Raw genomic sequence first — 13,191 nt, 5'->3', positions numbered from 1 at the left:
CCCCACGAGCGACGGCGCAGGGACAAGTACGCCCAGCACAGGAAACCCAGGGGCGCGGGGAACTGCGCACCCACGGGCGGCCTGCACAGGGACAAGTGCGTTCAGGGGCACACACTTGGAAGCGCAAGCGAAGGCGGACCGTCAGAGGGAGGTCAGGACGCGAGGTCCCGTGTCGGTGATCGCGACAGTGTGCTCGACGTGCGCCGCCCTGCTCCCGTCCCCGGTGACCAGCGTCCACCCGTCCGCCGCCTCGCGATACCCGTCCCGCCCACCACCGATCAGCATGGGCTCGATCGCGAGCACCATCCCGTGCCGCAGCCGCATCCCCCGCCCCGGACGGCCTTCGTTGGGCACCGCCGGGTCCTCATGCATCCGGCGCCCGATCCCGTGCCCCCCGAACCCCTCCGGGATGCCGTATCCGGCGTCCCGGCACACCGTGCCGACGGCGTGCGCGATGTCCCCGATGCGATTGCCGACCACGGCCGCCTCGATCCCCGCCGCCAGCGCCCGCTCGGCCGTCGCGATCAGCCGGAGGTCGGCGGCCCGGGGCGTACCCACCGTGAAGCTGACGGCCGAGTCGCCCACCCAGCCCCCCAGCGCCGCCCCGAAGTCCGCGGAGACCAGGTCACCGTCCCGCAGGGGCTCGTCCGTGGGGATGCCGTGCACGATCGCGTCGTTCACGGAGACACAGAGCACCGCGGGGAAGGGCATCGGCGCGAACGCCGGGTGATAGCCGAGGAACGGCGAGGTCGCCCCCGCCTCGTGCAGCACCTCGCGGGCCACCACGTCGAGCTGCCGGGGGGAGACCCCCACCCGGGCCGCCTGCCGTACGGCCGTGAGCGCTTGGGCGACGACGCGGCCGGGCACACGCATCGCGTCGATCGATACATCCGTCTTGAGTTCCACCATGCCAATTACTATACCGGTATAAGAATGGGGTTCGGCGCTAGAATGCCTTCCATGGTGCGAACACCCCTGACCCAGGAAGAGCGCGAGCGCGGCGAACGGCTCGGCCGGCTGCTGCGCGAGGCGCGCGGCGCGCGCAGCATGGCGGAGGTCGCCGCCGAGGCGGATCTCTCGCCGGAGACGCTCCGCAAGATCGAGACGGGCCGGGCGCCGACCCCGGCGCTCTTCACGGTCGCCGCGCTGGCCCGTGTGCTGGGGCTCTCGCTGGACGAGCTGGTCGTGCGCTGCGCGCTCGTCGTGGCGTGAGCGGGCGCGGGTGGCGGGTCGGGTGAACCGGGGAGCGGTGGCCGTGATCCTGGCCACCTTCCGTGGTGTCCCGCTCTCTTTCCGTAGTCGCGTCTAGTGATCAAGTCGTAGACGTGCTGCGCATGATGGGCCGGGAGCTCTCCTGTCGCCGCCGTGTTCGGGCTGCGCCGCCGACGGTACGCGGGCGAGGTCGACGCAACATTGGTCTGCCTGAACTGTCGCGAGTGGCCGGATTCGCCCGGGAATCGTGGACGTGCTTTGGAAACGGCGCGTAGCCATCCTGTAACACCGTGGGTGTTGGCTACCGGACTGCCGGGCTCCAGTCGCACGGGGGCGAGCTTCGATGAGTGTGCATCAACTCCCTGAACAAATCGGGGAGTTCGCGGTCTATTTCAACAACCTGCTGGCGCGCGTGGATCAGGCGGCCGGCTGGTGCGGTGTGTTCTGGCAACGGGACCCCGACGGCATGCGGGCCTGTCTCGACGGGCGCGAAGTGCCGCCCTGGGATGTCGTCGAGGCCCTGCTCCAGGACCTCGCGGCGGATCAGGGCGCCCGCGTGGCCCGGATCGAGACGGCCCGCGCCCGTGCGTTGCACGCCGCGTCACTGAGTGTCTTCGACACCCGCCCCGGCGGCCGTGACGTGCTCGGCGAACGGCTCGGCGTGATGCTCGGGGAGCAGCGGTACGCGGCGGAGCGCCGACTGGAGCTCGGACGGCTGATCGGCACCGCCGCCTCCCCCGAGGAGGCCGACGAGTACCGCCGCGATCTGGCCTGGGCCCAGGACGACCATGAACGCGCCACCGCGCGCTGCGGTGAACTGCGGGCCCGGCTGGCGGAGCTGGAACGGCGCGCGGGCGCCATGGGCACGCCGTCCGCCGGTGCCGGAGCGGGTACGGGTACGGGTGCGGACGGCACCGGGTCCGAGCATGTCGTACCCGTTCAGCGCCGGTCCGCCGGGGACGACGACCCGTTGACCGGTCCCCTTCCGCGCCCCGCGGAACGTGCCGCGTACCCGACCGGCGCCCAGGGCCCGGTGGGCCGCCCGGACGCCGACCACCCCGCCGGACGACCGGCCGAACGGACCGCCGAACGAACCGCACCCCGGGCGCCCGGATCGCCTGGGCCCGCCGACCGCACCGCACCGGACGGCCGACCGGACCGCCCCGGTTCCCCGCGCCGCTTCCCGCACACCCCGACCCCCGCGTCCGGCACCGCCGCCCCGGCTCCCGTCCCGTCCGGCCCCGCCGCAGGTGCCCCGGAACACCCGTACGGGCCGGGCCCGGCCCGCGCGTACCGTTCGGGCCCCGACGGCGAGCGCACCTCCGCCGAGCCCGCGCCCGGCCGGGAGCCGTCCTCCGCGGGGTACGCCACGGGCGGGCCGTACGCCCCCCAGGGCTCCGGCGCCCCGGGGGCACCGGGTGCCCCCGGGCCCGGGTACGACGGTCTTCCCGCCCCTGACGGGACCGGAGGCGGCCGACCGGCACCGGACCGGGGCATTCCCGGCGGGCATCCCCGCCATACGCCCCCCGGCCCCGGCACCCCGGTGATACGCCCGCCCCGGGTCCCCGGCGCACCGGCCCCCGGTACCCGCACCCCGGACCCCCGTCCACCACGCTTCCCCCAGCAGGCCCAGCAGGCCCAGCAGGCCCAGCAGGCCCAGCAGGCCCAGCAGGCCCAGCAGGCCCAGCAGGCCCAGCAGGGGGCGGGTGGGCCTGCCGCGTGGACCCCGGCCCCCGGTGCCGGTCCCGTGTCCGGTCCCGGGCCGGGGCGCGGTACCCGCTCCCCGTACCCGGACCCCGCCTTCCCGGGCGCCCCCGGTCCGACGGCCGCCCCCGGCCCGTGGACCGACCCGGCCCCCGCGCCCGGCCCCGGTGACCCCGCCCCGCCCGGCGACTCCCGTCCTGCCCCGCGCCAGCGCCCGGGGCAGCCGGCTGCGCGGTGCCCGGTTCGCCGGGGCGGACGACAGCGCCGACCCGGGTCCGGCAGCTGCGCCCACGCCACCGAGCGGGACCAAGGCACCGCGCGGTGCCCGGTTCGCGGGGGCCCTCGGCCGCCGCGAGCGCACGCCCCCGCCCGAACCGGCGCCGGACGGCGCCGCCCTGCGGGCCACCGCCGAGGCCGTCGACCGGTTGGTGCGGCTGCGGTCCGAGGGCCGTGGCGGGGAGGCGCACGGGGTGCTGGTGGAGGCCGCGTACGGCCCCGCCGACCGGTTCCCGCTGCTCGCCGCCGGACTCCACCGCGCCGGGCTCGCCGCCGACTGGGCCACCCTGCTGTGGGAGGCGGCGTCCCTGCCCGTGGAACGGCTCGTCGCGATCGCCGACGTGCTCGCCTCCGCAGGGCGCGTCCAGGACGCCGCGCTGCTGCTGCGCCAGGGGGTGGGCCGCCCGCCGTCCGAGATCGGTGAGGTGATCACCGAACTCACCGCCGAGGGCCGCCGCCGCGAGGTCCGCGCACTGGTCGAGGCGTATGTCAGGGTGCGGACCCCGGAGGAGATCGCGCGCTGCGCCGGTACCGATCCGGCACGGCTGGTCCCGCTGCTCCTGGCGGCCGCGGAGAAGGTCTCCGACCAGCGGCGCTGGGACCTCGTCCACGCCCTGCGGGTGGCGGGGATCGACACCTGAGCGGGCCGATCCGCTCGCGGTCCGGCCGTGGTTCGCCCACCGGCCGCATGCGATCCGCCGACCGCGGCGGGGTCGGCGGCGCGCTCCGTCCCTGTCCGGCCCGCCGGACAGGGACGACCCGAACCCGGGTCCGTACCCGCTCGGCGCCCGGCCGAAGCCCCGCCCGGCTACGTACCCCTCAGCCCGTACCCGCCCGTACCCGGCCGTGTACCCCTGCCCGAACCCCTCGCGGTGCCCCGGGCCCTCCCGGGCCGGGGGCTGCCGGCCCGGGCGGTGGGCCGTCGTCGTCCAGCCGGGTAGGAATCGAGATCGACTCACCCGGTTCATGACGATGGTCTTGCCCCACTCGTCGGACAGGCTTACGTTCGTCCCCCTACGGCCCGCTTCTACGGGCGTAGAGGCTCTCTGGCGTCCCGTCGAAGGAGCAGCTCTTGGCACCCGTCGTCCGCGCCGCACTGGTCCAGGCAACCTGGACCGGCGACAGCGAATCCATGATCGCCAAACACGAGGAGCACGCCCGGGAGGCCGCCCGGCAGGGGGCGGAGGTCATCGGGTTCCAGGAGGTGTTCAACGCCCCGTACTTCTGCCAGGTGCAGGAGCCCGAGCACTACCGGTGGGCGGAACCGGTGCCGGACGGGCCCACGGTCACCCGGATGAAGGCGCTCGCCGCCGAGCTGCGCCTGGTCATGGTCGTCCCCGTCTTCGAGGTCGAACAGGCGGGCTTCTACTACAACACCGCGGCCGTGATCGACGCCGACGGCAGCTACCTCGGCAAGTACCGCAAGCACCACATCCCCCAGGTCAAGGGGTTCTGGGAGAAGTACTACTTCAAACCCGGCAACCTGGGCTGGCCCGTCTTCGACACGGCCGTGGGACGCGTCGGCGTGTACATCTGCTACGACCGGCACTTCCCCGAGGGCTGGCGGCAACTCGGCCTGAACGGCGCCCAGCTGGTCTACAACCCGTCCGCCACGTCACGCGGACTCTCCGCGCATCTGTGGCAGCTCGAACAGCCCGCGGCGGCCGTCGCCAACGAGTACTTCATCGCCGCGATCAACCGCGTCGGACGGGAGGAGTACGGCGACAACGACTTCTACGGCACCAGCTACTTCGTGGACCCGCGCGGGCAGTTCGTCGGTGAACCGGCCGGGGACCAGGCGGAAGAACTCCTGGTCCGGGACCTCGACCTCGGACTGATCGACGAGGTCCGCACCCAGTGGGCGTTCTACCGCGACCGCCGCCCCGACGCCTACGAAGGGCTGGTCCAGCCGTGAGCGAGCTGTACGAGCGGCACCGGGCCGTGCTGCCGCAGTGGCTGGCCCTGTACTACCGCGAACCCCTCGAACTCACGCACGGCGAGGGACGTCATGTCTGGGCCGCCGACGGCACCAAGTACCTCGACTTCTTCGGCGGCATCCTCACCACGATGACCGCGCACGCCCTGCCCGAGGTCACCAAGGCCGTCGCCGAGCAGGCCGGACGGATCATCCACTCCTCGACGCTGTACCTCGACCGGCCGATGGTCGAACTCGCGGAACGGATCGCCGCGCTCTCCGGAATCCCTGACGCCCGGGTCTTCTTCACGACCTCCGGCACCGAGGCGAACGACGCGGCCCTCCTGCTGGCGACCGCGTACCGCCGCTCCAACCAGATCCTCGCGCTGCGCAACAGCTACCACGGCCGCTCCTTCAGCGCCGTCGGCATCACCGGCAACCGGGGCTGGTCCCCGACGAGCCTGTCACCGCTCCAGACCCTCTACGTGCACGGGGGCGTGCGCACCCGGGGCCCGTACGCGGAGCTGTCCGACGCCGCGTTCATCGACGCCTGCACCGCCGATCTGGAGGATCTGCTGGGCCAGACGCGCGGGGGAGCGGCGGCCCTCATCGCCGAACCCGTGCAGGGCGTCGGCGGGTTCACCTCCCCGCCGGACGGGCTGTTCGCGGCGTTCCGCGAGGTGCTGAAGCGGCACGGCATCCTGTGGATCAGCGACGAGGTGCAGACCGGCTGGGGCCGCACCGGCGACCACTTCTGGGGCTGGCAGGCCCATGACCGCAACGGCCCGCCGGACCTGATCACCTTCGCCAAGGGCATCGGCAACGGCATGTCCATCGGCGGGGTCGTCGCCCGCGCCGAGATCATGAACTGCCTGGACGCCAACTCCATCTCCACGTTCGGCGGTTCCCCGGTCACCATGGCCGCCGGACTCGCCAACCTCACCTACCTCCTCGAACGCGACCTCCAGGGCAACGCCCGCCGGGTCGGCGGACTGCTGATCGAACGGCTGCGCGCCGCCGCCGCGCGCGTCCCGGCCGTCCGGGAGGTACGCGGGCGGGGCCTGATGATCGGGATCGAACTCGTGAGGCCCGGCACCGACGAGGCCGACCCCGACGCCGCGACCGCCGTCCTCGAAGCGGCCCGCGCGGGCGGACTGCTGATCGGCAAGGGCGGCGCGTACAACACCAGCGTGCTGCGGATCGCGCCCCCGCTGTCCCTGACCGTCGCCGAGGCGGAACAGGGCGCCGTGATCCTGGAGGACGCCCTGCGGGCCCTGTAGGGCCCCTGTCGCCGCACCCCGTGGCCGGGTGGCCTCCGGGGTGTCACCCCGGGCCGTCCGGCCGTCCGGGCGGCCCGCACGCCCTTCCGGGACGACCGGTCCCGGTAACCCGAGCATCCCGGCACCGCCCCGGCGCGGGGCGGTGCCGCACCCGTACGAGAGGGAGCGCCCCCATGAGCACCCGCACCCTGATCCGCGGCGGACTCGTCGTCACCGCCGCCGAGGAGACCCACGCCGACGTGCTCGTCGAGGACGGCCGGATCGCCGCGCTCGCCGCGCACGGGACGGACGCCGCGCGCGCGTGGACCGCCGACCGGATCATCGACGCGACCGGCAAGTACGTCATCCCGGGCGGCGTCGACGCCCACACCCATATGGAACTGCCGTTCGGCGGCACCGCCGCGTCCGACACCTTCGAGACGGGCACCCGGGCCGCCGCCTGGGGCGGCACCACCACCATCGTGGACTTCGCCGTCCAGAGCGTCGGCACCTCCCTGCGCGACGGACTGGACGCCTGGCACGCCAAGGCCGACGGCCGCTGCGCCGTCGACTACGGCTTCCATATGATCCTCTCCGACGTGAACGAGCACTCCCTGAAGGAGATGGACCTGCTCGTCTCGGAGGGCGTCACCTCCTTCAAGCTCTTCATGGCCTACCCCGGGGTCTTCTACAGCGACGACGGACGCATCCTGCGCGCGATGCAACGCGCCTCCGGCAACGGCGGGCTGATCATGATGCACGCCGAGAACGGCATCGCCATCGACGTCCTCGTGGAACAGGCCCTCGCGCGCGGGGAGACCTCCCCGCGCCACCACGGAGAGGTCCGCAGGGCCCTGCTGGAGGCCGAGGCGACCCACCGGGCCATCCAGCTCGCCCGGGTCGCGGACGCGCCCCTGTACATCGTCCATGTGTCCGCCGAGGAGGCCGTCGCCGAACTCGTCGCCGCCCGTGACAAGGGACTGCCCGTCTTCGGCGAGACCTGCCCCCAGTACCTGTTCCTGTCCACGGACGACCTCGCCGCGCCCGGCTTCGAGGGCGCCAAGTACGTGTGCTCCACCCCGCTGCGCCCCAAGGAGCACCAGCGGGCGCTGTGGCGCGGACTGCGCACCGACGACCTCCAGGTCGTGTCCACGGACCACTGTCCGTTCTGCTTCAGCGGCCAGAAGGAACTCGGCCGCGGCGACTTCTCCAAGATCCCCAACGGACTGCCCGGGGTGGAGAACCGAATGGACCTGCTCCACCAGGCCGTCGTGGAAGGGCGCATCAGCCGCCGCCGCTGGATCGACATCGCCTGCGCCGCCCCGGCCCGGATGTTCGGGCTCTACCCGAAGAAGGGCACCCTCGCGCCCGGCGCGGACGCCGACATCGTGGTGTACGACCCGCACGCCGAACAGGTGCTGTCCGCGGACACCCACCACATGAACGTCGACTACTCCGCGTACGAGGGCAAGCGGATCACCGGACAGGTCGAGACCGTGCTCTCGCGCGGGACGGTCGTCATCGACGGGCGCGCGTACACCGGCCGCGCCGGACACGGGCGCTACACCCCCCGGGGGACCTGCCAGTACCTCGGCTGAGCCCGGCCCCGGCCGCGACCCCGTACACGGTCTGCGTACGCAGACCGGTACGTAGACCCCGACCACGACCCCGCACCCGGTACGCAGACCCCGCACGCAGACCCCGTACGAAGCAGGAGGCCCACCCATGGACTTCGGACTCGTCCTCCAGACCGATCCGCCCGCCTCGGCCGTCGTCGGGCTGATGCGCCGCGCCGAACGCAACGGCTTCCGCTACGGCTGGACCTTCGACTCGGCGGTCCTGTGGCAGGAGCCGTACGTCATCCACAGCCGGGTGCTGGAGCACACCGAGCAGCTGATCGTCGGACCGATGGTCACCAACCCCGGCACCCGCACCTGGGAGGTCACGGCCTCCACCTTCGCCACCCTCAACGACATGTACGGCAACCGCACGGTGTGCGGTATCGGCCGGGGCGACTCCGCGATGCGGGTCGCCGGACGGGGACCCAGCACCCTGGCGCGGCTCGGTGAGGCCATCGACGTCATCCGCGACCTCGCGGAGGGCCGGGAGGCCCTGGTCGACGGCTCGCCCGTGCGGCTGCCCTGGGTCAGGGACGGGCGGCTGCCGGTCTGGATGGCCGCCTACGGGCCCAAGGCGCTCGCCCTCGCGGGCCGCAAGGCCGACGGCTTCATCCTCCAGCTCGCGGACCCGTACCTCACCGAGTGGATGGTCCGCTCGGTCCGGGACGCCGCCACCGAGGCGGGACGCGACCCCGCCGACATCACCATCTGTGTCGCCGCGCCCGCCTATGTGGGCGACGACCTCGCCCACGCGCGCGACCAGTGCCGCTGGTTCGGCGGCATGGTCGGCAACCATGTCGCGGACCTGGTGTCCCGCTACGGCGAGCACTCCGGTCTCGTCCCCGAGGCCCTCACCGCGTACATCAAGTCCCGCGCGGGCTACGACTACAGCCACCACGGCCGGGCCGGGAACCCCGACACCGCGTTCGTGCCCGACGAGATCGTCGACCGCTTCTGTCTGCTCGGACCCGTCGAGGCACACATCGAGAGGCTGCTGGAGCTGCGGGAGATCGGCGTCGACCAGTTCGCCGTGTACGCGATGCACGACGCGCGCGAGGAAGTCATCGACGCCTACGGGGCGGAGGTCGTCCCGCGCTTCCGGTGACCGGGACCCGCGTGAGCGGTGACCAGCCGCGTGCACGGGTGCGGGCCCCGGACGCCTCCCCGCGCGGGGGCAACGGATGCCCGTTGCTGCGATGATGACCGCGACCTTGCCCGTCCCAACCGCGCGGGGGCCACGGGCACGCGCGCGTGCCGCGTGCCATGATCGGGCGGATGAGCGGGATACGAGTGCGACCGTCGTGGAAGCCCCTGGCCGTCACCGTGTTGACGGCGCTCGCGCTGTCCGGGTGCGGCCTGCCGACGGAGCTGGAACGCGAGCTCGACCCCGAAGGCCGCCCCCCGCCCCCCACCCAGCGCCACACCCCCGCGCCCGCGACCCCCGGCGGCCCGCCGACGCCCGCCCCCACCGCGTCGGGCCCGGCCACCCCGTCCGACCCCGCCGCGCGGGACGCCGACCAGCCCTGTCCGGCCGACGGGGTACGGCTGCGGGCCGATTTCTCCGCCGCCGCGATGGGGCTGCGGACGATGACGCTGACCCTCACCAACTGCGGCGAGAAGCCGTACGTGCTCGACGGCTACCCGGTGATCCGCGTCCTCGGCGAGGACGGCGCACCGCTCCCCGGTGTCCGCGCGGTCCGCGGTCTCGACGACGTGTTCCAGGCCCCGCCCGCCGCCGATCCCACCTCGTTCACCGTGGCCCCCCGGCAGTCCGCCGTGGCCGACCTGATGTGGCGCGTGAACACCGAGCCGTCGACCGCGCTGCACGTCACCGCACGGCCGGGCGCCCCGCGCGTCACCGTCACCCCCGACGAACACCTCGACGTCGGCCCCCGCAATGTCGTCGGCACCTCGCCCTGGCGCCCGCGCTGACCGGCGCCGGGGGCCGCGTTCACACGGATTCCACCCACCCTGCACCACCCGGGCACGGAATGTCAGAGGCCCGTGCTTCGATGGAGGCATGATCGATGACTTTCTCGCCCATCACCTGACCGATGTCGAAGAAGCGGTCCGCCAGGCCGCCGCGGCCGAGATCACGCCGCGGTTCCGGCAGCTCGCCGTGGACGAGATCGTCCAGAAGACCGGCCCCCACGATCTGGTGACCATCGCCGACCAGCTCGCCGAGAAGCATCTGACCGGCGCGCTGACCGCGCTGCTGCCCGGCTCGGTCGTCGTCGGCGAGGAAGCCGTCCACGCCGACCCGTCGACGTACGGCGCGCTCGCCGGTGACGCCCCCGTCTGGATCGTCGACCCGGTCGACGGCACCCGGCAGTTCGTCCACGGCGACCCCGGGTTCTGCACCCTCGTGGCCCTCGCCCGCCACGGCGAACTGCTCGCCTCATGGACGTACGCCCCCGTGCTAGGCGAGATGGCCGTCGCGGTGCGCGGCGGCGGCGCCTTCCTCGACGGCACCCGGCTCACCGCCGGATCGCCCGCCCCCGGCACGGACCTGCGGGTCGCCATGTCCCACCCCGACTACACCACGCCCGACCAGAAGCGGGCCCTGCTCGGCCTCGACAGCGAGGGCGTCGCCGCCCGGCCCTGCGGCTCCGCCGGGCTGGAGTACCTCGCCATAGCCAGGGGCGCGCTGGACGCCATCGCGTTCTCCTGGGAGAGCGCGTGGGACCACGCCGCGGGCCTGCTGCTCGTCGCCGAGGCCGGCGGTACGCACGCCACCCTCGACGGCACCCCCTTCACGCTCCCCGGGGGCAACGCCATGCCCTTCAGCGCGGGCCGCGACAGCGCCACCGTCGAGCGGGTCCTCGGCCTGCTGCGCCCGGGGCCGTAGCCCCGCCCCGCCCGGGGCCGCAGCCCCGCCGCCGCCCCGCCGGGCATATCCTGAAGCCCCTGGCCATCGGCTGACGAAGGAGTCCGAAGGTGCCGTCGATGCTCGATGCTGTGGTGGTGGGCGCGGGACCGAACGGACTGACGGCCGCCGTCGAGCTGGCCCGCAGAGGCTTCTCCGTGGCCGTCTTCGAGGCCCGGGACACCGTGGGCGGCGGAGCGCGCACCGAGGAGCTGACGCTCCCCGGCTTCCGCCACGACCCGTGTGCGGCGGCCCATCCGCTGGGTGTCAATTCCCCGGCGTTCAACGCGATGCCCCTGGAGCGGTACGGCCTGGAGTGGCTGAACGCCCCGCTGCCCATGGCCCATCCCTTCCTCGACGGCAGCGCGGCCGTGCTGTCCCGCTCCGTCGCCGAGACCGCCGCGTCGTTCGGCCCCCGTGACGCGGGCGCCTACCGGCGGCTGGTCGCCCCCTTCACCCCCCGCTGGGACGCCCTCGTCCGCGATTTCATGGCCCTGCCGCTGACCGCGCTGCCGCGCGACCCGGTGACCCTCGCGCGGTTCGGCCTCACCGGGCTGCCCCCGTCGACCTGGCTGACCCGCCGCTTCCACGACGACCGGGCCAAGGCGCTGTTCGCCGGACTCGTCGCCCATGTGATCGCCCCGCTCGGCGGGATCGCCACCGGCGCCGTCGGCCTGGTCTTCGCCCTCGCCGCCCACGCCCGCGGCTGGCCCGTCGCCCGCGGCGGCTCCCAGTCCGTCTCCGACGCCCTCACCGCGTACCTCCGGGACCTCGGCGGCGCCGTCCACACCGGCTTCGAGGTCAAACGGCTGGACGATCTGCCGCCCGCCCGCGCGTACGTCTTCGACACCTCACCGCACGCCCTCGCGCGGATCGCGGGCCTGGGGCGCTATTACGAGCGCTACCGCTACGGCGCCTCCGTCTTCAAGGTCGACTACGCCCTCGACGGCCCCGTGCCCTGGACCGCCGAGGAGGCCCGCCGCGCCGGGACCGTACAGGTCGCCGCGAGCAGCCAGGAGATCGGCGCCGCCCTGAACGCCGTCTCCCGTGAGGGCCGCGCCCCCGACCCGCCGTTCCTGATCACGGTGCAGCCCAGCGTCGTCGACCCCTCACGCGCCCCCGAGGGCAAGCATGTGTTCTGGGCCTACGGCCATGTGCCGAACGGCTGGGACGGTGACCTCACGGACGCCGTCGAGCGCCAGCTCGAACGCTTCGCCCCCGGCTTCCGCGACCGGGTCCTCGCCCGGGCCACCGCCGGCCCCCCGGAGCTCGCCGCCCGCAACGCCAACTACGTCGGCGGGGACATCGCCTGCGGCGCCGCCGCGGGGCTCCAACTGCTGTTGCGCCCCCGGCTGACACTCCGTCCCTACCGCACACCGCACCCCGCGGTGTTCCTGTGCTCGTCCGCGACCCCGCCCGGACCCGGTGTCCACGGTATGTCGGGCCACAACGCGGCCAAGGCCGTCTGGCGCAGGCTGCGCGCCACGGACTGACCGGCCCGCGGACGACCGCCCGGCGGACCCCGGCCGACCCCGTCGCACGCCCGCCGACCCCGACGGCCGACCGTAGCCGCAGCCGTATGGGCGCGCGCCGTCGGCGGGGCCGGGTTCGCCGTGTGCGCCACCGCCGCGTACCGCACCGCCCTGGGTCCGGCCACCCGCGAGTGAGCCGTCACCCCCGCGCCGGAACCCTCGCCTGAGCGCCGGGCCGCACCCACTGCCATGCGGCCGGCCGGGCCGCACCCACTGCCATGCGGCCGGCCGGGCCGCACCCACTGCCATGCGGCCGGCCGGGCCGCACCCACTGCCATGCGGTCCCGCCACTCCCTACCCACCGGCACCGGCGTCGACACCGAACCCGCGCAGGTATCGGCACCGGTCCGGCCCCAAGCCCGCCCACATATGCGGATATCGCCTCCGGTCCTCTCCCGTGTGGCAACCGTGCGGCGAGAACCGGTCAACCGGAGAACCATTCCCGCCGTGCGCCTCCCGCCGCGCAAACCCGCTTTCCATGAACGTTTTCTCATTCCTGCTTCCATTGACACGCATAGGCACGGACTCCTAGCTTCCAGTCAGCGAAAGCGCGGTGAATGCCGTGCTCCAACCCCCACGGAGGTCGTAATGGAGCAGCTCATCAAGAAGATGGCCCAGGACGCCAACTGGCAGGCGTGGAACTCTCTCAACTCCGCGAGTGCCGGTGACAAGACCGGTTGCGTCAGCTCGGCGCCCAAGAGCGGCTGTGTCAGCTCCGCGCCGAAGACCGGCTGTATTTCCTGACCCGCTGCTGACCCGGTGAACCTGCCGGGCGGCGACAGCCGGCCGCCGCCCGGACATTTCCGGC

The 13,191-nt window shown here is 73.8% G+C and carries 12 protein-coding genes; 10 read left to right on the top strand and 2 right to left on the bottom strand.

Going from position 1 to position 13,191, the window contains the following annotated elements:
- Positions 1-141: 141 nt before the first annotated feature.
- Positions 142-909: a type I methionyl aminopeptidase gene (map, locus tag OG711_RS07390; protein ID WP_073790196.1), complete on the bottom strand. Its 768-nt coding sequence runs from the start codon at positions 907-909 to the stop codon at positions 142-144.
- Positions 910-960: 51 nt separating this feature from the next.
- Here map and OG711_RS07385 point away from each other — a divergent pair, with 51 nt between their 5' ends.
- Entirely contained in the window at positions 961-1,212 is a 252-nt protein-coding gene (locus tag OG711_RS07385; RefSeq protein WP_073790198.1) for a helix-turn-helix domain-containing protein, read from the top strand.
- A gap of 601 nt (positions 1,213-1,813) precedes the next feature.
- Here the strand turns inward: OG711_RS07385 and OG711_RS07380 are convergent.
- A complete protein-coding gene (locus tag OG711_RS07380) occupies positions 1,814-2,140 on the bottom strand; it encodes a hypothetical protein (RefSeq protein WP_329558798.1) in 327 nt (108 codons plus the stop codon).
- Positions 2,141-3,083: 943 nt separating this feature from the next.
- On the opposite strand from OG711_RS07380, the gene OG711_RS07375 reads away from it, so the two are divergent.
- From OG711_RS07375 to OG711_RS07335, 9 genes are all read left to right on the top strand, one after another.
- Positions 3,084-3,833, top strand: coding sequence for a hypothetical protein (locus OG711_RS07375; protein ID WP_329558797.1), 750 nt, complete (start codon positions 3,084-3,086; stop codon positions 3,831-3,833).
- 431 nt (positions 3,834-4,264) lie between these two features.
- Positions 4,265-5,107 carry a nitrilase-related carbon-nitrogen hydrolase gene (locus OG711_RS07370; protein ID WP_073790203.1) on the top strand — a complete coding sequence of 281 codons (843 nt, stop codon included), beginning with the start codon at positions 4,265-4,267 and terminating at the stop codon, positions 5,105-5,107.
- Entirely contained in the window at positions 5,104-6,387 is a 1,284-nt protein-coding gene (locus tag OG711_RS07365; protein WP_073790205.1) for an aspartate aminotransferase family protein, read from the top strand. Before OG711_RS07370 ends, OG711_RS07365 begins: the two co-directional genes overlap by 4 nt.
- Positions 6,388-6,560: 173 nt before the next feature.
- On the top strand, positions 6,561-7,964 hold the full coding sequence (hydA, locus tag OG711_RS07360) for a dihydropyrimidinase (RefSeq protein ID WP_073790207.1): 1,404 nt from the start codon (positions 6,561-6,563) through the stop codon (positions 7,962-7,964).
- 127 nt (positions 7,965-8,091) lie between these two features.
- Entirely contained in the window at positions 8,092-9,090 is a 999-nt protein-coding gene (locus OG711_RS07355) for a TIGR03842 family LLM class F420-dependent oxidoreductase (protein ID WP_329558796.1), read from the top strand.
- A gap of 170 nt (positions 9,091-9,260) precedes the next feature.
- Positions 9,261-9,917: a DUF4232 domain-containing protein gene (locus tag OG711_RS07350; protein WP_073790211.1), complete on the top strand. Its 657-nt coding sequence runs from the start codon at positions 9,261-9,263 to the stop codon at positions 9,915-9,917.
- 88 nt (positions 9,918-10,005) lie between these two features.
- Positions 10,006-10,833, top strand: a complete 828-nt coding sequence (locus OG711_RS07345) for an inositol monophosphatase family protein (protein ID WP_329558795.1) — start codon at positions 10,006-10,008, stop codon at positions 10,831-10,833.
- 98 nt (positions 10,834-10,931) lie between these two features.
- Positions 10,932-12,344, top strand: a complete 1,413-nt coding sequence (locus OG711_RS07340; protein WP_073790538.1) for a phytoene desaturase family protein — start codon at positions 10,932-10,934, stop codon at positions 12,342-12,344.
- 627 nt (positions 12,345-12,971) lie between these two features.
- Complete coding sequence (locus OG711_RS07335) at positions 12,972-13,127, top strand: hypothetical protein (protein ID WP_178391063.1); 156 nt, start codon at positions 12,972-12,974, stop codon at positions 13,125-13,127.
- Positions 13,128-13,191 lie beyond the last annotated feature (64 nt).

Source organism: Streptomyces uncialis, from assembly GCF_036250755.1.
Taxonomy (GTDB): Bacteria; Actinomycetota; Actinomycetes; order Streptomycetales; family Streptomycetaceae; genus Streptomyces; species Streptomyces uncialis.
This window is presented reverse-complemented; position numbering and strand designations above follow the sequence as displayed.